Annotated in this window: 26 protein-coding genes; 8 read left to right on the top strand and 18 right to left on the bottom strand. The window is 66.3% G+C overall.

Annotated elements, in window-relative coordinates:
• Window positions 1-95 precede the first annotated feature (95 nt).
• From U4Z31_RS12595 to U4Z31_RS12605, 3 genes are all read left to right on the top strand, one after another.
• The gene (locus U4Z31_RS12595; protein ID WP_044844811.1) at window positions 96-1,355 is read left to right on the top strand and encodes a M48 family metallopeptidase; all 1,260 of its coding nucleotides are present in this window, start codon (window positions 96-98) and stop codon (window positions 1,353-1,355) included.
• Window positions 1,352-2,293 carry a ribosome small subunit-dependent GTPase A gene (gene rsgA / locus U4Z31_RS12600; RefSeq protein ID WP_321810505.1) on the top strand — a complete coding sequence of 314 codons (942 nt, stop codon included), beginning with the start codon at window positions 1,352-1,354 and terminating at the stop codon, window positions 2,291-2,293. Before U4Z31_RS12595 ends, rsgA begins: the two co-directional genes overlap by 4 nt.
• Window positions 2,294-2,355: 62 nt before the next feature.
• Entirely contained in the window at window positions 2,356-2,673 is a 318-nt protein-coding gene (locus U4Z31_RS12605) for a DUF2007 domain-containing protein (protein WP_257767908.1), read from the top strand.
• Between the two features lie 75 nt (window positions 2,674-2,748).
• Here U4Z31_RS12605 and U4Z31_RS12610 read toward each other — a convergent pair whose 3' ends face one another.
• From U4Z31_RS12610 to rpsP, 6 genes are all read right to left on the bottom strand, one after another.
• Entirely contained in the window at window positions 2,749-3,687 is a 939-nt protein-coding gene (locus U4Z31_RS12610) for a CobD/CbiB family protein (RefSeq protein WP_044844813.1), read from the bottom strand.
• A 119-nt stretch (window positions 3,688-3,806) separates the two neighbouring features.
• A complete protein-coding gene (locus U4Z31_RS12615; protein ID WP_044844814.1) occupies window positions 3,807-4,493 on the bottom strand; it encodes a CoA pyrophosphatase in 687 nt (228 codons plus the stop codon).
• Window positions 4,494-4,580: 87 nt separating this feature from the next.
• A complete protein-coding gene (gene rplS, locus U4Z31_RS12620) occupies window positions 4,581-4,973 on the bottom strand; it encodes a 50S ribosomal protein L19 (protein ID WP_006486838.1) in 393 nt (130 codons plus the stop codon).
• 133 nt (window positions 4,974-5,106) lie between these two features.
• On the bottom strand, window positions 5,107-5,901 hold the full coding sequence (gene trmD, locus U4Z31_RS12625) for a tRNA (guanosine(37)-N1)-methyltransferase TrmD (RefSeq protein WP_124487488.1): 795 nt from the start codon (window positions 5,899-5,901) through the stop codon (window positions 5,107-5,109).
• Entirely contained in the window at window positions 5,901-6,578 is a 678-nt protein-coding gene (rimM, locus tag U4Z31_RS12630; protein ID WP_124487489.1) for a ribosome maturation factor RimM, read from the bottom strand. The genes trmD and rimM overlap by 1 nt, the downstream gene beginning before the upstream one ends.
• Window positions 6,579-6,620: 42 nt before the next feature.
• Window positions 6,621-6,875: a 30S ribosomal protein S16 gene (gene rpsP, locus U4Z31_RS12635; RefSeq protein WP_006476550.1), complete on the bottom strand. Its 255-nt coding sequence runs from the start codon at window positions 6,873-6,875 to the stop codon at window positions 6,621-6,623.
• A 153-nt stretch (window positions 6,876-7,028) separates the two neighbouring features.
• Between rpsP and U4Z31_RS12640 the strand changes: the two genes are divergently transcribed.
• A complete protein-coding gene (locus tag U4Z31_RS12640) occupies window positions 7,029-8,168 on the top strand; it encodes a PQQ-dependent sugar dehydrogenase (protein WP_044844817.1) in 1,140 nt (379 codons plus the stop codon).
• A 111-nt stretch (window positions 8,169-8,279) separates the two neighbouring features.
• Entirely contained in the window at window positions 8,280-8,747 is a 468-nt protein-coding gene (locus U4Z31_RS12645) for a TM2 domain-containing protein (protein WP_321810506.1), read from the top strand.
• An 18-nt stretch (window positions 8,748-8,765) separates the two neighbouring features.
• Here U4Z31_RS12645 and U4Z31_RS12650 read toward each other — a convergent pair whose 3' ends face one another.
• Window positions 8,766-9,944: a PA0069 family radical SAM protein gene (locus U4Z31_RS12650; RefSeq protein ID WP_321810507.1), complete on the bottom strand. Its 1,179-nt coding sequence runs from the start codon at window positions 9,942-9,944 to the stop codon at window positions 8,766-8,768.
• 91 nt (window positions 9,945-10,035) lie between these two features.
• Window positions 10,036-10,524 (bottom strand): Lrp/AsnC ligand binding domain-containing protein, encoded by a 489-nt coding sequence (locus U4Z31_RS12655; protein ID WP_044844820.1) that lies wholly within the window; start codon window positions 10,522-10,524, stop codon window positions 10,036-10,038.
• 145 nt (window positions 10,525-10,669) lie between these two features.
• Here U4Z31_RS12655 and U4Z31_RS12660 point away from each other — a divergent pair, with 145 nt between their 5' ends.
• On the top strand, window positions 10,670-11,956 hold the full coding sequence (locus U4Z31_RS12660) for a D-amino acid dehydrogenase (RefSeq protein ID WP_124521932.1): 1,287 nt from the start codon (window positions 10,670-10,672) through the stop codon (window positions 11,954-11,956).
• 325 nt (window positions 11,957-12,281) lie between these two features.
• Here U4Z31_RS12660 and U4Z31_RS12665 read toward each other — a convergent pair whose 3' ends face one another.
• The 5 genes from U4Z31_RS12665 to U4Z31_RS12685 form a co-directional block, all read right to left on the bottom strand.
• Entirely contained in the window at window positions 12,282-13,217 is a 936-nt protein-coding gene (locus U4Z31_RS12665; RefSeq protein WP_060309578.1) for an electron transfer flavoprotein subunit alpha/FixB family protein, read from the bottom strand.
• A gap of 16 nt (window positions 13,218-13,233) precedes the next feature.
• Entirely contained in the window at window positions 13,234-13,983 is a 750-nt protein-coding gene (locus U4Z31_RS12670; RefSeq protein ID WP_044844823.1) for an electron transfer flavoprotein subunit beta/FixA family protein, read from the bottom strand.
• A gap of 229 nt (window positions 13,984-14,212) precedes the next feature.
• Entirely contained in the window at window positions 14,213-15,007 is a 795-nt protein-coding gene (locus U4Z31_RS12675; RefSeq protein WP_124487834.1) for a MetQ/NlpA family ABC transporter substrate-binding protein, read from the bottom strand.
• A 27-nt stretch (window positions 15,008-15,034) separates the two neighbouring features.
• Window positions 15,035-15,688, bottom strand: a complete 654-nt coding sequence (locus U4Z31_RS12680) for a methionine ABC transporter permease (RefSeq protein WP_044844825.1) — start codon at window positions 15,686-15,688, stop codon at window positions 15,035-15,037.
• A complete protein-coding gene (locus U4Z31_RS12685; protein ID WP_044844826.1) occupies window positions 15,678-16,712 on the bottom strand; it encodes a methionine ABC transporter ATP-binding protein in 1,035 nt (344 codons plus the stop codon). Before U4Z31_RS12685 ends, U4Z31_RS12680 begins: the two co-directional genes overlap by 11 nt.
• Window positions 16,713-16,928: 216 nt before the next feature.
• Between U4Z31_RS12685 and U4Z31_RS12690 the strand changes: the two genes are divergently transcribed.
• Entirely contained in the window at window positions 16,929-17,852 is a 924-nt protein-coding gene (locus tag U4Z31_RS12690) for an alpha/beta hydrolase (protein ID WP_321810508.1), read from the top strand.
• Window positions 17,853-17,874: 22 nt separating this feature from the next.
• Here the strand turns inward: U4Z31_RS12690 and U4Z31_RS12695 are convergent, their stop codons facing one another.
• Complete coding sequence (locus U4Z31_RS12695) at window positions 17,875-18,798, bottom strand: histone deacetylase family protein (protein WP_044844828.1); 924 nt, start codon at window positions 18,796-18,798, stop codon at window positions 17,875-17,877.
• A 43-nt stretch (window positions 18,799-18,841) separates the two neighbouring features.
• Between U4Z31_RS12695 and mltB the strand changes: the two genes are divergently transcribed.
• A complete protein-coding gene (gene mltB / locus U4Z31_RS12700) occupies window positions 18,842-20,191 on the top strand; it encodes a lytic murein transglycosylase B (RefSeq protein ID WP_321810509.1) in 1,350 nt (449 codons plus the stop codon).
• 76 nt (window positions 20,192-20,267) lie between these two features.
• On the opposite strand, the gene cysM is transcribed toward mltB, so the two are convergent.
• From cysM to rfaE1, 4 genes are all read right to left on the bottom strand, one after another.
• Window positions 20,268-21,170: a cysteine synthase CysM gene (cysM, locus tag U4Z31_RS12705; protein ID WP_321798341.1), complete on the bottom strand. Its 903-nt coding sequence runs from the start codon at window positions 21,168-21,170 to the stop codon at window positions 20,268-20,270.
• A gap of 206 nt (window positions 21,171-21,376) precedes the next feature.
• Window positions 21,377-21,721 carry a ComEA family DNA-binding protein gene (locus tag U4Z31_RS12710; RefSeq protein WP_044844831.1) on the bottom strand — a complete coding sequence of 115 codons (345 nt, stop codon included), beginning with the start codon at window positions 21,719-21,721 and terminating at the stop codon, window positions 21,377-21,379.
• Window positions 21,722-21,795: 74 nt separating this feature from the next.
• Window positions 21,796-22,788 (bottom strand): ADP-glyceromanno-heptose 6-epimerase, encoded by a 993-nt coding sequence (gene rfaD / locus U4Z31_RS12715; protein WP_321810510.1) that lies wholly within the window; start codon window positions 22,786-22,788, stop codon window positions 21,796-21,798.
• Between the two features lie 58 nt (window positions 22,789-22,846).
• Window positions 22,847-23,797: a D-glycero-beta-D-manno-heptose-7-phosphate kinase gene (gene rfaE1, locus U4Z31_RS12720; protein WP_124487829.1), complete on the bottom strand. Its 951-nt coding sequence runs from the start codon at window positions 23,795-23,797 to the stop codon at window positions 22,847-22,849.
• Between the last annotated feature and the right edge of the window lie 3 nt (window positions 23,798-23,800).

Consider the following 23,800-nt stretch of genomic DNA (forward strand, 5'->3'; position numbering starts at 1 on the left):
ACGGCGCATGGCGCCGCCCGGGCGGCCGGCATCGCGTGAGCGGGCCCGGTCCGCAAGAACATATAATTCTCGCATAGAACCCTTTGGCGCCTTCGATGTCACCCTTTTCGTTCACCCTGCTGTTCGCGATCGCCGTGCTCGCGATGGTCGTCACCAAGCTGTGGCTCGCGTCGCGGCAGATCCGCTTCGTCGCCGCACATCGCAACAGCGTGCCCGCGCAGTTCAGCGCCACCATTCCATTGACCGCCCATCAGCGTGCGGCCGACTACACGGTCGAGCGCACCCGACTGGCGATGTTCGAGATCGTCGTCAGCGCGGCCGTGCTGGTCGGCCTCACGCTGCTGGGTGGCGTCGGCGCGCTCGACACGCTGCTGACGGGCTGGTTCGGCCGCGGCTACGGGCAGCAGGTCGCACTCGTCGCCGCCGTGCTCGCGATCACGAGCGTGATCGACGTGCCGTTCGAGTATTACCGCCAGTTCGGGATCGAGCAGCGGTTCGGCTTCAACCGGATGACCCAGCGCCTGTTCTTCACCGACATGCTGAAGAACACGCTGCTCGGCGCCGTGCTCGGCCTGCCGCTGCTGTTCGTCGTGCTGTGGCTGATGAACCAGGCCGGCAGCCTGTGGTGGCTGTGGACCTGGATCGTCTGGGTCGCGTTCCAGATGCTCGTGCTGCTGATCTATCCGACCTTCATCGCGCCGATCTTCAACAAGTTCGAACCGCTGAAGGACGAAGCGCTGCGCGCGCGCATCGAGTCGCTGATGAAACGGTGCGGCTTCGCGGCGAAGGGGCTGTTCGTGATGGACGGCAGCCGCCGTTCCGCGCACGGCAACGCGTACTTCACGGGCTTCGGCGCATCGAAGCGGATCGTGTTCTTCGACACGCTGCTCGCGCGGCTGACGGGCCAGGAAATCGAGGCCGTGCTCGCCCACGAGCTCGGCCACTTCAAGCGCCGCCACGTGATGAAGCGGATGCTCGTGTCGTTCGTGCTGAGCCTCGTGCTGCTCGCGCTCCTCGGCTGGCTCGCGCAGCGCACCTGGTTCTATACGGGCCTTGGCGTCACGCCGTCGCTCGACACGAGCAACGCGGGCGCCGCGCTCGTGCTGTTCTTCCTCGCGATCCCCGTGTTCCTGTTCTTTGCAACTCCGTTCAGCAGCCTGACCTCGCGCAAGCACGAATTCGAGGCCGACGCGTTCGCGGCCAGCCAGACCGACGCGCAGGATCTCGTCAGCGCGCTCGTGAAGCTTTATGAGGACAACGCGTCGACGCTCACGCCGGACCCCGTCTACACGGCCTTCTACTACTCGCATCCGCCCGCGTCGCAGCGGATCGACCGCCTGATGCAGCACGCATGAGCGGGCCGACCTCCCGCAAGCCGGCCCCGCGCGCGTCGGGCGCGCCGCGTGTCGAAGGCCGCGTGATCGCGGCGCACGGCCGCCACTACATCGTCGCGCCCGACGACGGCGGCCCGATGCTGCAGTGCTTCCCGCGCGGCAAGAAAAGCGAGATCGCGGTCGGCGACCGCGTCGTGTACGAGCAGGCGTCGGCCGACCAGGGCGTGATCGTCGAGATCGGCGAGCGGCGCAACCTGCTGTACCGCTCCGACCAGTTCAAGTCGAAGCTGTTCGCGGCCAACCTCGACCAGCTGCTGATCGTGCTCGCGACCGAGCCCTATTTCAGCGAGGATCTGCTCGGTCGCGCACTGATCGCGGCCGAAGCGAACGAACTGAAGCCGCTCGTCGTGCTGAACAAGATCGACGTCGAGGCCGCGCTGCCGGTCGCCCGCGAGCGCCTCGCGCCCTATCGCGCGCTCGGCTACGACGTGCTCGAGCTGTCGGTGAAGGGCGCGCCCGACGATGCGCGTGCGCAGCTGATGCCGCATCTGGCCGGCCATTCGACCATCCTGCTCGGCCAGTCCGGGATGGGCAAGTCGACGCTCGTGAACCTGCTCGTGCCCGATGCCGAGGCCGCGACCCGCGAAATCTCGGCCGCGCTCAACAGCGGCCGCCACACGACGACGTTCACGCGCCTCTACCCGCTCGACGGCGGCGGCGCGCTGATCGATTCGCCGGGTTTCCAGGAATTCGGCCTCTACCACCTGACGGAAGGCCGTCTCGAGCGCGCATTCCCGGAATTCCGCCCGCTGCTCGCGGACTGCCGTTTCTATAATTGCCATCATCTGCACGAGCCGGGCTGCGCGATTCTCGAGGCCGTCGCCGACGGCCGCATTGCACCGTCGCGGCATGCGCTTTACGCGCAGCTCGTGCACGAGGCAAGCCAGATCGTCCGCTGACCGCGGCGCGACGGGCAGAAGGCGGCCGGGGCCCCGCCCGGCCTTCACCGACAGGAGCCGCGATGCGTTTCAAGGCCCCCGATCTCGCCACCGCGCAGCATTGGGCGAACGTGCTGCAGGCGGCCGGCATCGGCTGCGAGTTGCACAACTGCTACGCGACCGGTGCGCTCGGCGGCCTGCCCGCCGACGCGTGCACGCCCGAGCTGTGGCTCGACGACGAGCGCGACGATGCGCTCGCGCGGCGGCTTCTCGATGCCGCGTCGCACGGCCCGTCGGCCGGCGCCGCGCCGTGGCGCTGCCGTCAGTGCGGCGAGGCGCTCGAGGCCCAGTTCACGGCCTGCTGGCAATGTGGCGCCATACGCGATCCGCTCGACGATTGAGCGGACGGGTCACGCACAGCAAAAAGGCCGGCATGAAGCCGGCCTTTTCGTTTCATCGCGCACTGCGCTGCCGCGTCACGATACCCAGACGGCCAGCGTCAGCATCAACAGCAGGATCATCCACAGGATCACGGCGCGCCACACCAGGCCGACTGCCGACTGCAGCGTGCGCGGCGTGCAATCGTCACCGACCGTCAACGGACCGCTGTCGCCGACCGCCAGTGCGTCGAGGCTCGATGGTTCCGCGAGCGGCCCCGCGAGACGCGCGCCGAGCGCGCCGCTGCCGGCCGCGAGCAGCACGCCGTCGTTCGGGTCGGGCCACTGGCGCGTGTGATTGCGCCACGCGTAGATCGCGTCCTCGAAGTTGCCGACGATCGCGAAACCGAGCGCGGTCAGCCGCGACGGAATCCAGTCGATCACGAAGAACGCGCGCTGCGCGAACGTCGAGAACGCGGCCGTGCGATCGTCGCCCGGCGTCGACCAGCTGCGCGCGAGATATTCGGAGATGCGGTACAGCACCGCGCCGGCCGGACCGATCGGCAGCACATACCAGAAGAACACGCCGAACACGTGACGATGCGACGCAACGACCGCATGAATCAGCGTATGACGGACGATTTCGCCGACCGGCATGTCGACCGTGTCGAGGCCCGTCCACTCGTGCAGGATTTCACGCGCGCGCGGCACGTCGTCGTTGTTGAGCGCGAGATGGATATCGGTGAAGTAGTGGCTGAACTGGCGAAAACCGAGCGTGAAATACACGACGGCGACGTTCCAGATGAACGCCAGCACGAAGCTCACCTTGTACAGCAGGAAGTAGATCAGCGCGACGATCAGCACCCACGGCAGCACGACCGCGAGCCATGCGAGCACGCCATGCTTTTGCTTGCCGGCGTCGAGGCCATGCGCGACGGTTTCCGCGTGAAACTGGAACAGCGCAAACACCGGATTGCTCGGCGACAACGCGCGGACCTGTTCGATGATGAGAGCGAGGAGAACCGAAAAGAAAGTCATGCGTGCGCCGTCTTCGGAGTTATGTCATTTTTTGCATAACGATAGCACAGCGTAAGCGACGCATGGCTGACGATGCGATCGCCCGGCGGCCGGCCGCGCGCGCCGCACAGCGCAGGAAGTCAGCCGGCTGCCAAGAAGCGGTAGAGATTGCGCAACATGCCGGCAGTTGCGCCCCAGATGAAGTAATGCCCGGCTGATTCGCCACTGGGATAGGGCATCGCAAAAAAACGACGCTCGCCGCCTTCCCAGCGGAACACGCGCACCTGGTGGTTCGCGGGGCTCATCAGGAACGCGAGCGGCACCTCGAAAATCTCGGCGACTTCGAACGTGTCGGCCTGCACGGTGAACGGCGGATGCACGAGCGCCACGACGGGCGTCACGCAGAAACCGGTCCCCGTCAGGTAGTCGGGCAGCGCACCGAGAATCTCCACCGGCTCGGCGGCCAGTCCGATTTCTTCCTTCGCCTCGCGCAACGCGGTTGCCGTCGCATCGCGATCGAACGGCTCGCGACGGCCGCCGGGGAAGCTGATCTGCCCGGCATGGTCGTTCAGGTGATCGGCGCGCTGGGTCAGCAGCACGGTGAGGCCGCTCTCGCGAACGACGAGCGGGATGAGGACGGCGGCGCTGCGCGGGTCGACGCCCTCCTGCAGCCGCGCCTCGCCGGGCTCGACGCTCCATTCGAGCGTGCGCGCAAAACGCTCGCGCAGCCCGGGCGGCGTCATCAGGCGGGACTCGATGGACGGCAGGCCCGCGCCGGTGCCTTCAACCGGCAGCACTTCGGGATCGATGATGGGGCGGCGATTCAATGGGGCTCTCGTGTTCGTGACATAACGAGCATATTGTCGCGCCAGAATGAAAAAAGCACCCGGGTGGGTGCTTTTTCCTTACAGCTCTTACTCTTGGGAAGCTGCTGCGGCGCGATCCTTCGACACCAGCTTTTCCTTGATACGAGCCGACTTGCCCGAACGCTCGCGCAGGTAGTACAGCTTCGCACGACGCACATCACCGCGACGCTTCACGACGATGCTCGCCAGCAGCGGCGAGTACGTCTGGAACGTACGCTCGACGCCTTCGCCCGACGAGATCTTGCGGACGATGAAGTTCGAGTTCAGGCCGCGGTTGCGAATCGCGATCACGACGCCTTCGTAAGCCTGAACGCGCTTGCGGTTACCTTCAACCACGTTCACGTTCACGATCACCGTGTCGCCCGGGGCGAAATCGGGGATCGTCTTGCCGGCGAGCGCGCGCTCGATCTCTTCCTGCTCAAGTTTTGCGATCAGATTCATTACTGACTCCTTATGCCATCTTGTCGGCGTTTGCACCCGCCCGTTTCCAGGCCTGGCCCCGATAGAGGATGGATTTACATCAGGCACCGCACACACATGCACGGCACCGCCATTTCCCGTCCGCGACGCCGCCTCAAGAGGCGTTCTTCGCTTCGCGTGCGAGGTTCGCAAGCCACGCCTCGTCGGCACGACTCAGCAACTTCTCGCGGCGCGCCCGGACGATCAGGTCCGGCCGCTTCCGCAACGTATTCTTCAATGCTTCCTGCCGCCGCCACTTCTCGATCTCGGCATGATGCCCGCCGAGCAGCACGTCCGGCACACGCATTCCCTCGTATTCCTCGGGGCGCGTGTAATGCGGGCAATCGAGCAGCCCGTCGGCGAAGCTGTCCTGCACGGCCGACTGCGCATCGTTCAGCACGCCGGGCAACAGGCGCACGACGGCATCCATCATCGCCATCGCCGGCAGTTCGCCGCCGGACAGAACGAAATCGCCGAGGCTGATTTCCTCGTCGACACAACGGTCGAGCAGACGCTGATCGATCGCCTCGTAGCGACCGCACAGCACGATGACACCGGGCTCCTGCGCCATCCGCACCGCACGTTCGTGCGTGAACGGCGCACCTTGCGGCGACATCATCACCACCCGCGTGCTTGCGACGCCCTGCTCCGCCTGCGCGGCTTTCGCAGCACCGATCGCGGCCTCGAGCGGCCTGGCCAGCATTACCATGCCCGGACCGCCGCCGTACGGGCGATCGTCGACCGTGCGGTAGTTGTCCGTCGTGAAATCACGCGGATTCCAGGTGCGCAACCCGAAGCGCTCCTGCTTCACGGCCCGGCTGGTGATTCCCCAGTCGGTCAGCGCGCGGAACATTTCGGGAAAGAGCGTGACGACGTCGAACTGCACCGCGCTCTCCGTAACCTGGTTCATTAGTAATCGGCTTCCCAGTCGACGACGATGCGACGTGCCGCCTGATCCACCGTCTTGACGTAGACGCCGACGAACGGAATCAGCCGCTCGTCGGTGGTCGGCCGACCATCCTTGCCGACTGCCGGATACTCGACGCGCATGATCGAATGCACGCCGTTGTCGATCATCCCGCTCACCGTCCCGAGCGCCACCGATTGCTCGTTGACGACCTCGAGGCCGATCAGGTCGACCCAATAGAATTCGTCCGCGGCCAATGCCGGGAAATCTTCCCGGCGCACGAACACGCGAAAGCCGCGCAAAGCCAGTGCGGCATCGCGGTCGCTGACACCCGCGGTATGCGCGACGACCGTGTCGCCGTGCGTCTTCGACTGCAGGATGCGAGCGGACAACCGCTCCCCACCCCGTTCCAGCCACCAGCGGCGCGCCGTGAGCAGCGCATCGCCGCCGCGACCGGCGTCGGCATGCGTCGCCACCTTGACCCAGCCTTTCAGGCCGTAGGCGTCGACTACTGCACCGACCTCGACAGCATCGTCGGGCCAGGCTTGCACCGCTTCGAGACTGCCCTGCTCGGCAGCCGTACCGGCGCTCGCGACAGTGTCGCGCTCGACCGGCTTGCGGACGAATGCGCCAAACGACGCTCGCCCGCGCCTTGCGTTACCGGAATCGTGACCGGACATCAATGCTCCTTGCAGCCGGCACGACCGGCACACCGCGCCACGTTAGGCAGCCGGTTGCGCCTTTTGCGCTTCCTTCACGAGACGCTGGACGGTCGGCGACAGTTGCGCGCCAACGCCTTGCCAGTACGTCAGGCGGTCCTGAGCGATACGCAGCGATTCGCCCTTCGTGGCGACCGGGTTGTAGAAGCCGACGCGCTCGATGAAGCGGCCGTCACGACGGTTGCGCGAATCGGTAGCAACGATGTTGTAGAACGGGCGCTTCTTCGAGCCGCCGCGAGCCAGACGGATGATAACCATATGAAATCCTTCGGGAAAACCGGGTTCGAAACTACTGAAACGTGCGATTATAGCCGTAAACCAAAGCCACAACAAACACTTACGCGCAAAAATTCCGCAGACGCCCTGTTCGCCGGGCATACAATCGTCGTGTCCACGACGCTCCCCGCCGCCATGCCGCTATTTCGCGTCACCTCGGCGCGCCGCGCGCAGCACCGCCTCGCAGGCTTGCTGACCGGCCTCGTCACCTGTCTCGCATCCGCCGCGGCTTGCGCCGCACCACCGGTGGACGAACTCGTCGTGCCGCCCGGCTTCCATGTCGACGTGCTGACCAACGCCGTGCCGACCGCCCGTGAAATGGCGTGGTCGCCGCGCGGCATCCTGTATGTCGGCTCGCAGGAAGGCCGCGTACATGCCTTCGTGATGCAGGAGGGCCGGATCACTGCCCGCCATGTAATCGCGTCGGGGCTCGACACGCCCGTCGGCGTCGCATATCGCGACGGCGCCCTCTATATCTCCGCCGTGTCGCGCATCCTGCGCCTCGACCACATCGACGACCGGCTCGCCAGGCCGCCCGCGCCGGCGGTCGTGACGGACGCGCTGCCGACCGATCATCATCACGGCTGGAAATTCATCGCGTTCGGCCCCGACGGCAAGCTCTACGTGCCGGTCGGCGCACCGTGCAACGTCTGCCTCGCCGATCGCAGCCGATACGCGATCATCGCACGCATGCACGCCGACGGCAGCAACCGCGAAGTATTTGCCCGCGGCGTGCGCAATACCGTCGGCTTCGCGTGGCACCCCGATTCGGGCGAGCTATGGTTCACCGACAACGGGCGCGACATGATGGGCGACGACGTGCCCGACGACAAGCTGAACCGTGCGCCGCGCGCGGGCCTCGATTTCGGCTTTCCGTACTGCCATGGCGGCGACACGCCCGACCCCGAATTCGGGAGCCCCGACGTGTGCCGGCGCTACGCGCCGCCCGCGCTGAAACTCGGCGCGCACGTCGCGGCGCTCGGCATGCGCTTCTATACGGGGCCGATGTTTCCGGCGTCGTATCGCAACAACATCTTCATTGCCGAGCACGGTTCGTGGAATCGCAGCACGAAGGTCGGCTACCGCGTGATGCGCGCTGTCGTGTCGGCCGACGGCAGTCATACGCGCCAGACGCCGTTCATCACGGGCTGGCTGCGCGCGGACGGCAGCGTGTGGGGACGCCCGGCCGACGTACTGCCGCTGCCGGACGGCTCGCTGCTCGTCAGCGACGACTACGCGGGCGCCATCTACCGTGTCACCTATGCGGCACCTTGACGCAGCCGAGGGGTGACCGGGCCCGACCGGGCATCGTAGAATGCGTGCCGGGCCCGAGCGCCCTGCGCCGGCCTGCCGGCCGCCCATGCCACCGATAATCCGCCGCCACCCATGTCCAGCAGCACCGCATCGCCCCGCCGCTTCCGCTCCAAGACGCTCACCGCCGCCCTCGCGCTCCTGTTCGGTTCGCTCGGCGCGCACCGCTTCTACCTGTACGGCTTGCGCGACGTGTACGGCTGGGCGCACCTGCTCGCGACGATCGTCGGGATCCCGGGTTTCCTGCTGCTCGCCGCGACCCAGCGCAGTGCCGGCCTCGGCTGGTGGCTCGCCGTGCCGGGTGCGATCTCGCTGCTGGCCGCGTTCCTCGCCGCGCTCGTCTACGGCCTGCGCCCCGACGAGAAATGGGACGCGCAATTCAATGCCGACACGGGCAAGCACAGCCGGTCAGGCTGGACGGTGATCTTCATCGTGATCTTCTCGCTGCTGATTGGCGCGTTCCTGCTGATGACCGCGCTCGCGCTGTCGTTCCAGACGTATTTCGAGTCGCAAGTCGAAGCGGCGAAGCAAATCTCGCAGTAAGCTGCCGACGCGGGTCGGTCAGAACAGGCTCATCTGCAAGTCGTCGCGCGATTTCGCGCCAGTTGCGCCCTTCACCGTGCGCGGCGCGGCCGCCCCGGCCGCCGGCGCACCGCGAAACTGCGACAGATCCAGAATGCCGTTCCTGCGCTCGTTCAACCCGAGCCGCTTCACGGCCTGACGGAAACGCTGCCGCAACAGGTCGGCCCAGATCCCCTCGCCCTTCATCCGTTTCGAGAAATCCGAGTCGTAGTCCTTCCCGCCGCGCATGTCGCGCACGCGATTCATCACGCGCTCCGCTCGATCGGGGAAATGCGCGGAGAGCCAGTTCTTGAACAGTGGCGCGACCTCCCACGGCAGCCGCAGGATGATGTAGCTCGCGTGCGTCGCGCCGGCTTCCGCACAGGCTTCCAGCACACGCTCCATGTCCGGCTCGGTGACGAACGGGATCATCGGTGCAATGCTCACACCCACCGGCACGCCCGCGTCGCGCAGTGCGCGGATCGTACGCAGCCGGCGCGCCGGTGTCGCCGCACGCGGCTCGAGCGTGCGCGCGAGATCGGCGTCGAGCGTCGTGATCGTGACTGCGGCCATCACCTGCCCGCGCTCGGCCATCGGGGCCAGCAGATCCAGATCGCGCTCGATCAGCGACGATTTCGTGATCGCGGCGAACGGCAGCCCGTGATCGTGCATCACCTGGATCACGCTGCGCGTGATGCGCAGATCGCGCTCGACCGGCTGGTATGCATCGGTGTTGACGCCGAGCGCGATCGGCTCCGGCACGTAGCGCTTGCGCGAAATCTCGCGCTCGAGCAGTTCGGCCGCGTTGACCTTCGCATAGATGCGGCTCTCGAAATCGAGCCCCGGCGAAAGGCCGAGATAGCTATGGGTCGGCCGTGCGAAGCAGTAGATGCAGCCATGCTCGCAGCCGCGATACGGATTGAGCGACACGCTGAACGGAATGTCCGGCGACTGGTTGTGCGTCAGGATGCTCTTTGCGCGCTCCTCGAACACCTGGGTCCGCAGCGGAGCAGGCAGATCGGCGTCGTCCGATTCGTGCGTCCAGCCGTCGTCGACCGCTTCGCGCAGTGCCGTTTCGTACCGCCCCTGGAGATTGTCGACCGCACCGCGCCCCTTGCGGGGCGCCGGCGGCGCTATCGGAAATTCGTTGTCGGACCGACCGTCCATGTGCCCACCCATTCGCCTGCACCCAATACTGTATATTTATACAGTATTGGGTGCAGCATGCCAAGGGCGAGATAGCGGGGCCGGCAGCAGGCCCCCGCCGCGCTCATTCGCCGACCGAAATCGTCAGCGTCTCCTTGATTTCCTCCATCACGACATAGCTCTTCGACTGCACCGCGCCGGGAAGTTGCAGCAGGATGTCGCCGAGCAGCTTGCGATAGTCGGCCATTTCGCCGATCCGCGCCTTGATCAGGTAGTCGAAGTCGCCGGACACGAGATGACATTCGAGCACCTCGTCGATCTTCATCACTTCGCGGCGGAACTGCTCGAACATGTTGCCGCCCTTGTGACCGAGCGTGATCTCGACGAACACCAGCAGCGCGGCATCCAGCTGGTGAGGATCGACACGCGCGTGGTAGCCGGTGATCACGCCGTCGCGCTCCATGCGCCGCACGCGCTCGATGCACGGCGTGACGGTCAGTCCGACCTGTTCCGCGAGGTCCTTCATCGCCATCCGGCCGTCGTCCTGGAGCAGTTTCAGGATGCGCCGGTCGAGCTTGTCGAGCGAGCGTACTGGCTGGCGTTGCGTTCTCATTTGTTTATGCTGAAAACCTGAAAAATACGATAACAAAACCTACACATTCGACAATACCATAGCGCAAAAAACTAGATCAGCTAGAGGTTACACGGAGACGCAGGTGCCCCCGGCCTCGACCTGATCCCTTCCATCTGGAGCAGCTATGCGAGTCGTCATTCTGGGCAGCGGTGTGGTGGGCGTGGCAAGCGCGTATTACCTCGCGCGCGCCGGTCATGAAGTCACGGTGATCGACCGGGAAGCCGGCCCGGCGCTCGAGACGAGCTTCGCAAACGCAGGTCAGATCTCGCCCGGCTATGCGGCGCCGTGGGCCGCGCCCGGCGTGCCGCTGAAGGCCGTCAAGTGGATGTTCGAGAAGCACGCGCCGCTCGCGATCCGCCTCGACGGCACGCGCTTCCAGCTCCAGTGGATGTGGCAGATGCTGCGCAACTGCACGGCCGAGCGCTATGCGGTCAACAAGGGCCGCATGGTCCGCCTCGCCGAATACAGCCGCGATTGCCTGCAGGCGCTGCGCGCCGACACGGGCATCGAGTACGAAGGGCGCACGGGCGGCACGCTGCAGCTGTTCCGCACGCAACAGCAACTCGACGGCGCGGCGAAGGACATCGCGGTGCTGCAGGAAGCGAACGTGCCGTTCGAACTGCTGTCGCCGGCCGAACTGAAAAATGCCGAACCGGCGCTCGCCGCCGTGTCGCACAAGCTGACCGGCGGCCTGCGCCTGCCCGGCGACGAAACGGGCGACTGCCAGCTGTTCACGACGCGCCTCGCGGCGCTCGCGGAATCGCTCGGCGTGAAGTTCCGCTACAACACGCCGATCGACGCGCTCGCGATCGCGGGCGGCAAGATCGCCGGCGTGCAGTGCGGCAGCGAGACGGTGCGCGCGGATGCGTACGTCGTCGCGCTCGGCTCGTACTCGACCCGCTTCGTCTCGAACCTGATGAAGATTCCGGTCTATCCGCTGAAGGGCTATTCGATCACCGCGCCGATCGTCGACGAGGCGGCCGCCCCCGTGTCGACGGTGCTCGACGAAACCTACAAGATCGCGATCACGCGTTTCGACCAGCGCATCCGTGTCGGCGGCATGGCGGAAATCGTCGGTTTCGACAAGAACCTGCGCGCAGCGCGCCGCGAAACGCTCGAGATGTGCGTGAACGACCTGTTCCCGGGCGGCGGCGACACGTCGAAGGCAACCTTCTGGACGGGCCTGCGCCCGATGACGCCGGACGGCACGCCGATCGTCGGCCGCACGCCGGTCTCGAACCTGTTCCTGAACACCGGCCACGGCACGCTCGGCTGGACGATGTCGTGCGGATCGGGCCAATTGCTCGCCGACCTGATCTCGGGCAAGAAGCCGGCGATCCAGGCCGACGACCTGTCGGTGCATCGCTACCTGAAGGACGTGGCCGGCCAGACGCGCCCGGCATACGCATAAGTCGGGACGGCCCGCGGCGACGCAGGCCGGTAGGTATCAATGGAGAAGGCGCCCGTCAGGGCGCCTTTTTCGTTTCAGCGCATGCGATACCGGCTCGGAAAGGGGGCTTGCGTCAACGCGCACGCGCGTTGCCCCTTCGCTCCGGCGATCGATGCTTCGGTCCCATCTGCTCGCACAAAAACTGTTCCGTACGGCATGGTGCGATGGCGATGCGCTGCATCGAAGACAGATGCGTCCCCGCCCCTTCTGCCATCGCACAAAAAAAGGGGCGCTCATCGCGCCCCTTGTCGTACGACTTGCTGCCGAAGCATCAAGTCACGCAGCGTCAGCCCAGCTCGTTCACGAGCTCCGGCACGAGCGCGAACAGATCGCCGACGAGGCCGTAGTCGGCCACGCTGAAGATCGGCGCTTCCGGATCCTTGTTGATCGCGACGATCACCTTCGAATCCTTCATGCCGGCCAGATGCTGGATCGCACCCGAGATGCCGACCGCGATGTACAGCTGCGGTGCGACGATCTTGCCGGTCTGGCCGACCTGGTAGTCGTTCGGCACGTAGCCGGCGTCGACTGCTGCGCGCGATGCGCCGAGCGCGGCGCTCAGCTTGTCGGCCAGCGGCTCGAGAACCTTCGTGTAGTTCTCGCCGCTGCCCAGGCCGCGGCCACCCGACACGATGATGCTTGCCGACGTCAGTTCCGGACGGTCCAGCTTCGTCACTTCACGGCTCACGAACTGCGACTTGCCGGCGTCCGCCGCGGCTTCGATCTTCTCGACCGCTGCGCTGCCGCCTTCCGCTGCCACCGGATCGAAACCCGTCGCACGCACCGTGATGACCTTGATCGGGTCGCTCGACTGCACCGTCGCGATCGCGTTGCCCGCGTAGATCGGGCGCTCGAACGTGTCGGCACTGTCGACCGCCGTGATGTCCGAGATCTGCGCGACGTCCAGCTTCGCGGCGATACGCGGCGCGATGTTCTTGCCGTAGGCGGTAGCCGGAGCCAGGATGTGCGAATAGTCCTTCGCGATGTTCAGCGCGGTCGCCTCGACGTTTTCCGCGAGGCCCGCTTCGAGCTGCGGCGCATCGGCCAGCAGCACTTTCGAAACACCTGCAATCTTTGCTGCTGCGTCCGCCGCCGCTTGCGCATTGTGGCCCGCGACCAGCACGTGGATGTCGCCGCCGATCTTCGCTGCCGCCGCCACCGTGTTCAGCGTCGCGGCCTTGATCGACGCGTTGTCGTGTTCTGCAATCACCAGAATCGTCATTTCTTTCCGCTCCCTCTTACAGCACCTTGGCTTCGGTCTTCAGCTTCTCGACCAGCGTCTTCACGTCCGGCACCTTCACGCCGGCCGCGCGCTTCGGCGGCTCGGCCACCTTCAGCGTCTTCAGACGCGGCGCGACGTCCACGCCGAGGTCTTCCGGCTTCACCGTTTCCAGCGGCTTCTTCTTCGCCTTCATGATGTTCGGCAGCGTCACGTAGCGCGGCTCGTTCAGGCGCAGGTCGGTCGTCACGACCGCCGGCAGCGACAGCGACAGCGTTTCCGCGCCGCCGTCGACTTCGCGTGCAACCGTTGCCTTGCCGTCGGCGATCGTCACCTTCGACGCGAACGTCGCTTGCGGCAGGCCGGCCAGCGCGGCCAGCATCTGGCCCGTCTGATTCGAGTCGTCGTCGATCGCCTGCTTGCCCAGGATCACGAGTTGCGGCTGTTCCTTGTCGACCAGCGCCTTCAGGATCTTCGCGACGGCCAGCGGCTCGACGCTGTCGTTCGACTCGACGAGGATCGCGCGATCCGCGCCGATCGCCAGCGCCGTGCGCAGCGTTTCCTGCGCTTGCGTCACGCCGACCGACACCGCGATCACTTCGGTCGCCACGCCCGCTTCCTTCAGCCGCACCGCTTCTTCAACCGCGATTTCGTCGAACGGGTTCATCGACATCTTCACGTTCGCGATGTCGACGCCCGTGTTGTCCGACTTCACGCGGACCTTCACGTTGTAATCGACCACTCTTTTCACTGGCACCAGGATTTTCATGCACACGCTCCAAAGTTACGAATACGACCAGAGGCCATTCTATAGCGAGGCCTCATGACTGCGCGGCCAAGCGGACCAATCCATCGCGGCTATCGAGGATAGCGCGCCTCTTCGGCGCGCCGGCAATAGCGAACGGTCGTTCTATTTTAAAAGAGAAAAAACCCGGACGCAAAGCCCGGGTTTTCGATCATCGACTCTAATCGTCACCGGGCGCGCCCCGCATCACGTGTTACCAGGCAGCGATCACCGCGCCGCCGAACTTCTGTTCGATGAACTGCTTCACTTCCGCGGAATGATAAGCCGCGACCAGCTTCGCGACCCACGGCTTGCCCCGGTCGGCCTCGCGAATCGCGAGAATGTTCGCGTACGGGCCGGTCGGGCCCTCGATCGCGATCGCATCCTGTTTCGGTTTCAACCCCGCTTCCATCGCGTAGTTGGTATTGATCGCCGCCGCGTCGACGTCGCCGAGCGAGCGCGGAATCTGCGCCGCATCGAGCTCGACGATCTTCAGCTTGCGCGGGTTGTCGACGATGTCGAGCGGCGTCGCCTTCAGCCCGGCGTCCGCGCGCAGCTTCAGCAGCCCCTGCTTCTGCAGCAACAGCAGCGCACGGCCGCCGTTGGTCGGATCGTTCGGCACCGCGATGCGCGCGCCCGGCTTCAACTCGGCCAGCGACTTCACCCGCTTCGAATAGATGCCCATCGGGAACGTGACGGTCTCCGCGACCTTGATCAGCTTGTAGCCGCGATCCTTCACCTGCGCCTGCAGATACGGATCGTGCTGGTAGCTGTTCGCGTCGAGATCGCCGGACGCGAGCGCCGCGTTCGGTTGCACGTAATCCGAGAATTCGACGACGCGGATGTCGAGGCCGCCCTTGGCCGCGACCTTCTTCACCACCTCCATGATCTGCGCGTGCGGGCCGCCCGTCACGCCCACCTTGATGGTTTCGGTCTGCGCGTGCGCGCTCGCGAACAGTGCGGCCGCGCCGAACGCGGCCGCGAACTTCAGCATGAAGCGTCGTTGCATCCTATCCCCCAACGAATGAATGTCGTGTTACTTGTGGCTCAGCCGGCGCACGAGCCAGTCGCCGAACGACTGCACGATCTGCACGAACACGATCAGGATCGCGACGACCGTCCACATCACTTCCGGCAGATAGCGCTGGTAGCCGTAGCGGATCCCGAGATCGCCGAGCCCGCCGCCGCCGATCGCACCGGCCATCGCCGAATAGCCGACGAGCGACACGAACGTGATCGTCAGGCCCGCGACGATGCCCGGCAGCGATTCGGGCAGCAGCACCTTGAACACGATCTGCGAGGTCGTCGCACCCATCGACTGGGCCGCCTCGATCAGCCCGCGGTCGACTTCGCGCAGCGCGGTCTCGACCAGCCGCGCGACGAACGGTGCGGCCGCGAGCGTCAGCGGCACGACCGCTGCGGCCGTGCCGATCGACGACCCCGTGACGAGCCGCGTGAACGGAATGACCGCGACCAGCAGGATGATGAACGGCGTCGAGCGCACCGCGTTCACGATGCCGCCGAGCACGCGATTCACGCCGAGATTCTGCAGCACGCCCTGGCGGTCGGTCAGGTAGAGCAGCACGCCGAGCGGCAGCCCGACGAGCGCGCCGACCGCCCCCGAGATGCCGACCATGATCAGCGTCTCCCAGAACGACTGCACGAACATATCGAACATCTCACTCAACATACGAAAGCTCCTCTACCACCACACCTTGCTCGCGCAGGAACGCGAGCGCCTGCCCGACCTTGCCCGGTTCGCCGCCCGCGAGCACCGCGAGCGACCCGAACGCCTGCCCCTGGATCTCGTCGATCTGGCCATGCAGGATGTTGAAATCGAGTTCGTACCGGCGGATCGTCTCCGACAGGATCGGCTGGTCGACACCCGAGCCGGTGAACGCGAGCCGCAGCAGATGCCCGCTGCCCGTCTTCAGCCGCTCGGCCACGCGTGCCTTCAGCGCGGGCGGCAGTTCCTGCGCGATCACGTCGCCGATCAGCGCGCGCGTCACTTCGTGATGCGGCTGCAGGAACACGTCGATCACGCGGCCCTCTTCGACCACGCGGCCCGCGTCGAGCACCGCCACGCGATCGCACACCTGCTTGATGACTTCCATCTGGTGCGTGATCAGCACGATCGTCAGGCCGAGCTCGCGGTTGATGCGCTTCAGCAGGTCGAGGATCGCGCGCGTGGTCTCGGGGTCGAGCGCCGACGTCGCTTCGTCCGACAGCAGCACCTTCGGCTTGCTCGCGAGCGCGCGGGCGATGCCGACGCGCTGCTTCTGGCCGCCGCTGATCTGCGCCGGATAGCGATCCTTCTGCGCGGACAGCCCGACGAGGTCGAGCAGCGGCAGCACCGCCGCCTCGATCTCGGCACGGCTCGCGCCGGCCAGCTCGAGCGGCAGCGCGACGTTGTCGAACACCGTGCGCGACGACAGCAGATTGAAGTGCTGGAAGATCATGCCGATTTCGCGGCGCGCTTCGCGCAGCGCGCCGGACGACAGCAGCGTGAGATCGCGTCCCCCGACGACGACATTGCCTTCGGTCGGCCGCGTGAGCAGGTTGATGGTGCGCACGAGCGTGCTCTTGCCGGCGCCGCTTCGGCCGATGATGCCGAACACCTCTCCCTGCGGGATCGTCAGATTGACGTTGTGCAATGCGTCGACCCAGCCGGTCGGCCCGGGAAAACGCTGCGACAGATTGCGTAATTCGATCATGTAAACAAAACGGCGGCCGGCTGGCGAGGCCCGCCAGTCGGCCGCCGAAGCATCTGGAATAGCCGGCGATTTTACCGCAAACGCCTCATTCCACTTAATAATCGATTTCGATCTTTTCATAACCAGACGAAATTAGAGGGGCGCTGCTGGCCCGCCGCGCGGGTACCGCGACTATGATCCGGAACACCGATGCCAACGAGACAGGGGACCCGCCAGATGACCGCCACCACCACGCAGGCCGCCGCACCCGCCGCCACCTCGGCATCGGGCCTGGTATCGCCGCCCGCCCCGCGGATGGGCCGGCTGCGTACCGCGGACGGGCTCGAACTGGCGTCGTATCGCTGGCCGGCCGGCGACGGCACGGTGCCGCCGCTTGCGACGATCGCGCTCGTCCACGGCCTCGCCGAGCATGCGGGCCGCTACGCGGCGCTCGCGGCCAGATTGAACGCGGCGGGCATCGACGTGCTGGCGATCGATCTGCGCGGGCACGGCCAGTCGCCCGGCAAACGCGCATGGGTCGAGCGTTTCGACGATTACCTGAACGATGCGGATGCGCTGGTTGCCGAAGCCGCCCGCGGCGCCACGCCGCTCTTCCTGATGGGGCACAGCATGGGCGGCGCCGTCGCGGCGCTGTATGCGATCGAACGCGTGCCGGCTCGCGGCCACGCGCTGGCAGGCCTCGTGCTGTCGAGCCCGGCGCTCGCGCCGGGACGCGACGTGCCGCGCTGGATGCTCGCGATGAGCCGCTTCATCAGCCGCGTGTGGCCGAGCTTCCCTGCAATCAGGATCGATGCGGCGCTGCTGTCGCGCGATCCGGCCGTCGTCGCGGCCAATCCGGCCGATCCGCTCGTGCACCACGGCGCGGTGCCGGCGCGCACCGGCGCCGAAATCCTCGATGCGATGGCGCGCATCGAGCGCGGTCGCGGCGCGCTGCGCGTGCCGGTGCTCGTCTATCACGGCACCGAGGACAAGCTGACCGAACCCGATGGAAGCCGCGCGTTCGGCGCCCGCGTCGGCTCGCCCGATCGCACGCTGACGCTATACGAAGGCGGGTTCCACGAAACGATGAACGATCTCGAGCGCGACCGCGTGATCGATGCGCTGATCGCGTGGATTCACGCGCACGTGCCGGCGCGCTGAGCGCGCGCCGATCCGCTGCCGGTCAGATGCCGGCCAGCACGCGCAGGTGCGCGACGACGCTGCGCCCGAGTGCCGACAGGTTGTAGCCGCCCTCGAGACAGCTGACGATGCGGCCCTGCGCATGCCGGCGCGCGACGTCGACGACCTGCGCGGTCAGCCATTCGAAATCGGATTCGACGAGACCGAGGTTGCCGATGTCGTCCTCGCGATGCGCGTCGAAACCGGCCGACACGAACAGCATTTGCGGCTTGAACGCGTCGAGACGCGGCAGCCAGAACATGTCGACCGCTTCGCGGATCGCCATCCCGTTGCTGCGCGCAGGCATCGGCAGGTTGACCATGTTCGGCGCCTGGTGATCGGCGCCCGAGAACGGGTACAGCGGATGCTGGAAGAAGCTGCACATCAGCACGCGCTCGTCGTTCGCGAACGCGGCTTCGGTGCCGTTGCCGTGGTGCACGTCGAAATCGATGATCGCGACCCGCTCGAGGCCGTGCACGTCGAGCGCGTGCCGCGCGGCGATCGCGACGTTGTTGAAGAAGCAGAAGCCCATCGCGCGCGCGGGTTCCGCGTGATGGCCGGGCGGCCGAACGCTGCAGAACGCATTCGCGTAGCGGCCTTCGATCACCGCGTCGGTCGCCGCGATCGCGGCGCCGGCCGCACGCAGCGCGGCGCGCCACGTGTCGCGGTTCATCAGCGTGTCGGGATCGATCTCGACGTAGCCGTCGACGGGCATCATGCTGCGGATGTAGTCGATATGGGCCTGCGTATGCACGCGGCCCAGCGCCACCTCGCTCGCGAACGGCGCGGTTTCGTGCACGATCAGGTCGTCGATGCGGCTCGCGATCAGCTGATCCTGGATCGCCGACAGTCGGGCCGGGCATTCCGGATGCCATTCCCCCATCTCGTGCAGCATGCAGTCGGGGTGCGTATAGAAGGCGGTTGCCATAAGCTGTCATCCGCGACGCGGGTTGCGCCGCAGGTCTCCATCAATGATGTCCATCGTCTGCCGCGAATTCGCCGCTAACTTACCACAACGGTGCGCTGCTACGCCCCGGCACGCAAGGTGCGTCGGGTATACTGCGCCGAACCCCATCGCCCTGTCCGCCCGCTTCGACATGAATTCCAGCAAGCCTGCCGCCCTTCTCTCCGCACTGTTCCGCGTTCGCGTTCCGCTCGTTGCCGCTGCCGTCGCCGCTACCCTGGCCGCCGCACCCGCCGCCGCGCAAACACAGCCTGCGAAGTCTCCCGGCACGCTCGTCGCGCAGGCGCAACCGCAGCAGCCGACGCCGCCGGGCCAGACCTTCGAAGAGGAGATCGTTCCGCAGCGTTACGCGAGCAACGCGAAGGTCGATGCGTTCATCGACGAGATGGTGAGCCGTAACGGCTTCGATTCCGCGAGCCTGCACGCGCTGTTCTCGCGCGTCAGCTATTCGGCCACGGCCGTGAAACTCGTGAAGCCGGCGCCGACGCCTTCGGTGAAGAACTGGAGCGTCTATCGTTCGCGCTTCATCGAACCGATCCGCATCAACGCGGGCGTGAAATTCTGGAAGGCGAACCGGGCAACGCTGCAGCGCGCGTCCCAGGAATTCGGCGTGCCGCCCGAGGTGATCGTCGGCATCATCGGCGTCGAAACGATCTACGGCCGCTACATGGGCAACTTCCGCGTGCTGGATGCGCTGACGACGCTCACGTTCGACTACCCGGACACGCCGAATCGCGACAGCCGCCAGGCCACGTTCCGCAAGAACCTCGAGGACTTCCTCGTCTGGACCCGTGACAACCAGCTCGACCCGACCACCGTGCTCGGCTCGTACACGGGCGCGATCGGCATCCCGCAGTTCCTGCCGAGCAGCATCCGCGAGTATGCGGTCGACTACGACGGCGGCGGCCACGTCGATCTGCGCAGCAGTCCTGCCGATGCGATCGGCAGCGTCGCAAACTACCTGAAGCAGCACGGCTGGGAAACCGATCGCCCGGTGGTCTGGCGGATCACGCCCGACACGGGCAGCCTCGGCATCGCCCAGGCGGCCGCGGACGGCCAGCCCGAACCGCACTGGGCACTGTCGCAGCTGCTGCGCGCCGGCATGACGCTCAACGAGCCGACGGTCAATATCACCACCGAAGCCGGCACGCCGGTGACCGTGGTCGATCTGCCGTCGCCGGGGCGCGCGACCGAATACATGCTCGGCCTCAAGAACTTCTACGTGCTGACGCGCTACAACCGCAGCTTCTTCTACGCGCTCACCGTGTACCAGCTCGGCGAAGCCGTGAAGGCGCAGATGGAAGCGAGCGGCGCACTGCCGCTGCCCGCGGCGGACACGGAAGCGCCGGCGCAGTAAGCTCGGCCCGCGCAAAGAAAAAGCGCCGCTCGTGCGGCGCTTTTTTTTCGCGTGATCCTGCCGATGCCGTTCCGGCTCACGCAGGAAACACGCCGGTCGACAGGTAGCGGTCGCCGCGATCGCAGACGATGAACACGATCGTCGCGTTCTCGACCTGGCGCGCGATGCGCATCGCGACTTCGCATGCGCCACCCGACGAGATGCCGGCAAAGATGCCTTCGACGGCCGCGAGCCGGCGCGCCATCGTTTCAGACGCGGCCTGGCTCACGCTCTCGACGCGATCGACGCGGCTGCGATCGAAGATCGTCGGCATATAGGCCTCCGGCCACTTGCGAATGCCCGGGATGCGCGACCCTTCTTCCGGCTGCGCGCCAACGATCTCGATCGCCGGATTCTGTTCCTTCAGAAAACGCGACGTGCCCATGATCGTGCCCGTCGTGCCCATCGCCGACACGAAGTGCGTGACGCGCCCCTCGGTGTCGCGCCAGATCTCAGGGCCTGTGCCTTCGTAGTGCGCGATCGGGTTGTCGGGGTTCCCGAACTGATCGAGGATCACACCCTTGCCTTCGCGCTGCATCTGCTCCGCGAGGTCACGCGCCAGTTCCATCCCGCCCTTTACCGGCGTCAGGATGATTTCGGCACCGTAAGCGGCCATGCTCTGGCGACGCTCGACCGACAGGTCCTCCGGCATGATCAGCACCATCTTGTAACCGCGGATCGCCGCGGCCATCGCGAGCGCGATGCCCGTATTGCCGCTCGTCGCCTCGATCAGCGTATCGCCCGGCTTGATGCGGCCGCGCGCCTCGGCCTTGTTGATCATCGACAGCGCCGGGCGATCCTTCACGGAACCGGCCGGATTGTTACCTTCCAGCTTGGCGAGCAACACGTTGTTGCGTGCGCGAATCTCGTCGTCCGGCAGGCGGACCAGTTGCACGAGCGGCGTGTTGCCGATCGTGTCTTCGATAGTTTTGTAAGCCATGGAGATACCGTGAGTGCGAGGCTGATCAATCGATTGATTGTAAACCAGCGCCGGGGCTCGCGCCGGCAACCCCCATTGCGACGGTGGAATAGGCGTGCCCGCGATTCACGATCGTGCGCGTGCGGCATGCACGCAAAAAACCCGCGGCATGCCGCGGGAAGCCGTCGCAACGACGGCGACTGAAGGAGCCCTTCGCCTCGCGTGCGTTACTTCTGCGCAGTGCGGGCGGGCGCCGCGGCAGGTTTCACTGCCGCAGGCTTGCCCGCGGCGGGTGCCTGCGCACCCGAGCCTGCTGCGCCGATCGTCAACCCCTCCTGCTGAAGGCGCTCGACCGTATGGCCGCCCATGCCTTTCACGCGCGATGCAAGGTCGTCTGCATTCCTGAACGGGCCGCGTGCGCCGCGCTCGTCGAGAATCGCCTTTGCCCGCGCGGGACCGATGCCCTTGATGCCGACGAGTGCATCCTCGTTCGCGGTGTTGACGTCGACGGCCGCCCAGGCCGACGCGATCGCGCCGAACATCGCGGCGGCGGCAAACCATTTCCTGATCATGTGCTGGATCTCCGATGAAAAACGGTCGGCGGCTGCCGACCGTGAGACCCAGTCTAGCGATGCGACGCGCGGACTTAAACCTGGCCGGACAGCCAACGCACGTAACGGTCGACACCTTCCTGCACCGTCAGGAACGGCGCATCGTAGCCGGCGGCACGCAGCTTCGTCTGGTCGGCCTGCGTGAAGCACTGGTACTTGCCGCGCAGCGCATCCGGGAACGGCACGTATTCGATCAGCCCCTGCTCGACCTGCTGCGCGAGCGTCAGCGGCGGCAGGCCGTCGAGCGCGCGCAGCGTGTTTACGACCGTCGACGCGATGTCGTTGAACGGTTGTGCGCGGCCGGTGCCGAGGTTGAAGATGCCCGACTTCTCCGGATGATCGAAGAAGAACAGGTTCACCTTCGCGACATCCTCGATCGAGACGAAGTCGCGCGTCTGCTCGCCCGGCGCATAACCGTTGTACTCGCCGAACAGCTTGACCTTGCCTTCCGCGCGGAACTGGTTGAAGTTGTGGAACGCGACCGACGCCATGCGGCCCTTGTGCGTCTCGCGCGGGCCGTACACGTTGAAGTAGCGGAACCCGGCGATCTGGCTCTTCGCGCTCGGCAGCACGCGCCGGATCACCTGGTCGAACAGGAACTTCGAATAGCCGTAGACGTTCAGCGGCGCCTCGACCTCGCGCTCCTCGACGAAGCGCGTCGAGCCGCCGTAGGTCGCCGCCGACGACGCGTACAGGAACTGCGCGCCCTGCGCGAGGCACGCATCGAGCACCGCGCGGCTGTAGCGGAAGTTGTTGTCCATCATGTAGCGGCCGTCGGTTTCCATCGTGTCCGAACAGGCGCCTTCGTGGAACACCGCGCGTACCTTGCCGAAATCGCCGCGTGCGAAGCGTTCGACGAATTCCGTCTTGTCGAGATAGTCGTCGATCTCGCAATCGACGAGATTGCGGAACTTTTCCGCGCGCGTCAGATTGTCGACCGCGATGATGCGCGACTCGCCACGCTCGTTGAGCGCCTTGACGAGGTTCGCGCCGATAAAACCGGCTGCGCCGGTGACGATGATGGTCATGGTCGTCCTGCCTGAAAAATGGGAGCCGTCCGGCCGGCGCGTGCGCCGCCCGATGCGCTCAGTGAAACAGTTCGTCGTAGCCGACGGTCGCCGTGCCGAGCTTGCCGACCACGATACCCGCGGCACGGTTCGCCAGCACGACGGCGTCGACGAGCGGCACGCCTGCGCCGAGCATCGTCGCGACGGTCGCGATCACGGTATCGCCGGCCCCCGACACGTCGTACACCTCGCGCGCGAGCGCCGGCGCGTGCAGTTCGCCCGCGGCCGAAAAGAGCGTCATCCCCTCTTCCGAACGCGTGAGCAGCAACGCATCGAGATCGAGTTCGGCGCGCAGCTTCGCGACGCGCGCGCGAAGGTCGTCTTCCGAATGCCACTGACCGACGACTTCGCGCAACTCCGCGCGGTTCGGCGTGATCAGCGAGGCGCCGCGATAGCGCGCCCAGTCGCCGCCCTTCGGATCGACGAGCACCGGCTTTCCGGCCGCGCGCGCCTTCTCGATCATCGTCGTCACGTGCGTCAGCCCGCCTTTCGCGTAATCCGACATCAGCACGATGTCGTGCTGCGGCAGCAGCGCGTCGAACCGCGCGAGCCCGGCGAGCAGCACCTCGTGCGTCGGCATCGCCTCGAAATCGACGCGCAGCAGCTGCTGCTGGCGCGCAAGCACGCGCAGCTTGATGGTCGTCGGCAGCGCCGCGTCGCGCTCGAGATGGGGCGTGACGCCACTGCTGCCGAGCAGCTCGACGATCCGCTCACCGGGTTCGTCGCAGCCGACCACGCACAGCAGCCCGGCCTGGGCGCCGAGCGTCACGGCGTTGCGCGCGACGTTGGCCGCGCCGCCGAGCCGCTCTTCCTGGCGCTGCACGTGCACGACGGGCACCGGCGCTTCCGGCGAAATACGGTCGACGTTGCCGAACCAGTAGCGGTCGAGCATCACGTCGCCGACCACGAGCACACGCGAACGCGCGAGCTGCGCGCGCGGGACCGGCACCACTTCGCGAAGGGTCGTCATCGT

Source organism: Burkholderia sp. BCC1985, assembly GCF_905339915.1.
Lineage (GTDB): Bacteria > Pseudomonadota > Gammaproteobacteria > Burkholderiales > Burkholderiaceae > Burkholderia.

What these genes read in the sequence shown, in the direction of transcription:
- U4Z31_RS12595 (WP_044844811.1), top strand. Translation starts at nt 96, where the DNA reads ATGTCACCCTTTTCGTTCACCCTGCTGTTCGCGATCGCCGTGCTCGCG.
- rsgA (WP_321810505.1), top strand. Translation starts at nt 1,352, where the DNA reads ATGAGCGGGCCGACCTCCCGCAAGCCGGCCCCGCGCGCGTCGGGCGCG.
- U4Z31_RS12605 (WP_257767908.1), top strand. Translation starts at nt 2,356, where the DNA reads ATGCGTTTCAAGGCCCCCGATCTCGCCACCGCGCAGCATTGGGCGAAC.
- U4Z31_RS12610 (WP_044844813.1), bottom strand. Translation starts at nt 3,687, where the DNA reads ATGACTTTCTTTTCGGTTCTCCTCGCTCTCATCATCGAACAGGTCCGC.
- rplS (WP_006486838.1), bottom strand. Translation starts at nt 4,973, where the DNA reads ATGAATCTGATCGCAAAACTTGAGCAGGAAGAGATCGAGCGCGCGCTC.
- trmD (WP_124487488.1), bottom strand. Translation starts at nt 5,901, where the DNA reads ATGAACCAGGTTACGGAGAGCGCGGTGCAGTTCGACGTCGTCACGCTC.
- rimM (WP_124487489.1), bottom strand. Translation starts at nt 6,578, where the DNA reads ATGTCCGGTCACGATTCCGGTAACGCAAGGCGCGGGCGAGCGTCGTTT.
- rpsP (WP_006476550.1), bottom strand. Translation starts at nt 6,875, where the DNA reads ATGGTTATCATCCGTCTGGCTCGCGGCGGCTCGAAGAAGCGCCCGTTC.
- U4Z31_RS12640 (WP_044844817.1), top strand. Translation starts at nt 7,029, where the DNA reads ATGCCGCTATTTCGCGTCACCTCGGCGCGCCGCGCGCAGCACCGCCTC.
- U4Z31_RS12645 (WP_321810506.1), top strand. Translation starts at nt 8,280, where the DNA reads ATGTCCAGCAGCACCGCATCGCCCCGCCGCTTCCGCTCCAAGACGCTC.
- U4Z31_RS12650 (WP_321810507.1), bottom strand. Translation starts at nt 9,944, where the DNA reads ATGGGTGGGCACATGGACGGTCGGTCCGACAACGAATTTCCGATAGCG.
- U4Z31_RS12655 (WP_044844820.1), bottom strand. Translation starts at nt 10,524, where the DNA reads ATGAGAACGCAACGCCAGCCAGTACGCTCGCTCGACAAGCTCGACCGG.
- U4Z31_RS12660 (WP_124521932.1), top strand. Translation starts at nt 10,670, where the DNA reads ATGCGAGTCGTCATTCTGGGCAGCGGTGTGGTGGGCGTGGCAAGCGCG.
- U4Z31_RS12665 (WP_060309578.1), bottom strand. Translation starts at nt 13,217, where the DNA reads ATGACGATTCTGGTGATTGCAGAACACGACAACGCGTCGATCAAGGCC.
- U4Z31_RS12670 (WP_044844823.1), bottom strand. Translation starts at nt 13,983, where the DNA reads ATGAAAATCCTGGTGCCAGTGAAAAGAGTGGTCGATTACAACGTGAAG.
- U4Z31_RS12675 (WP_124487834.1), bottom strand. Translation starts at nt 15,007, where the DNA reads ATGCAACGACGCTTCATGCTGAAGTTCGCGGCCGCGTTCGGCGCGGCC.
- U4Z31_RS12680 (WP_044844825.1), bottom strand. Translation starts at nt 15,688, where the DNA reads ATGTTGAGTGAGATGTTCGATATGTTCGTGCAGTCGTTCTGGGAGACG.
- U4Z31_RS12685 (WP_044844826.1), bottom strand. Translation starts at nt 16,712, where the DNA reads ATGATCGAATTACGCAATCTGTCGCAGCGTTTTCCCGGGCCGACCGGC.
- U4Z31_RS12690 (WP_321810508.1), top strand. Translation starts at nt 16,929, where the DNA reads ATGACCGCCACCACCACGCAGGCCGCCGCACCCGCCGCCACCTCGGCA.
- U4Z31_RS12695 (WP_044844828.1), bottom strand. Translation starts at nt 18,798, where the DNA reads ATGGCAACCGCCTTCTATACGCACCCCGACTGCATGCTGCACGAGATG.
- mltB (WP_321810509.1), top strand. Translation starts at nt 18,842, where the DNA reads ATGATGTCCATCGTCTGCCGCGAATTCGCCGCTAACTTACCACAACGG.
- cysM (WP_321798341.1), bottom strand. Translation starts at nt 21,170, where the DNA reads ATGGCTTACAAAACTATCGAAGACACGATCGGCAACACGCCGCTCGTG.
- U4Z31_RS12710 (WP_044844831.1), bottom strand. Translation starts at nt 21,721, where the DNA reads ATGATCAGGAAATGGTTTGCCGCCGCCGCGATGTTCGGCGCGATCGCG.
- rfaD (WP_321810510.1), bottom strand. Translation starts at nt 22,788, where the DNA reads ATGACCATCATCGTCACCGGCGCAGCCGGTTTTATCGGCGCGAACCTC.
- rfaE1 (WP_124487829.1), bottom strand. Translation starts at nt 23,797, where the DNA reads ATGACGACCCTTCGCGAAGTGGTGCCGGTCCCGCGCGCGCAGCTCGCG.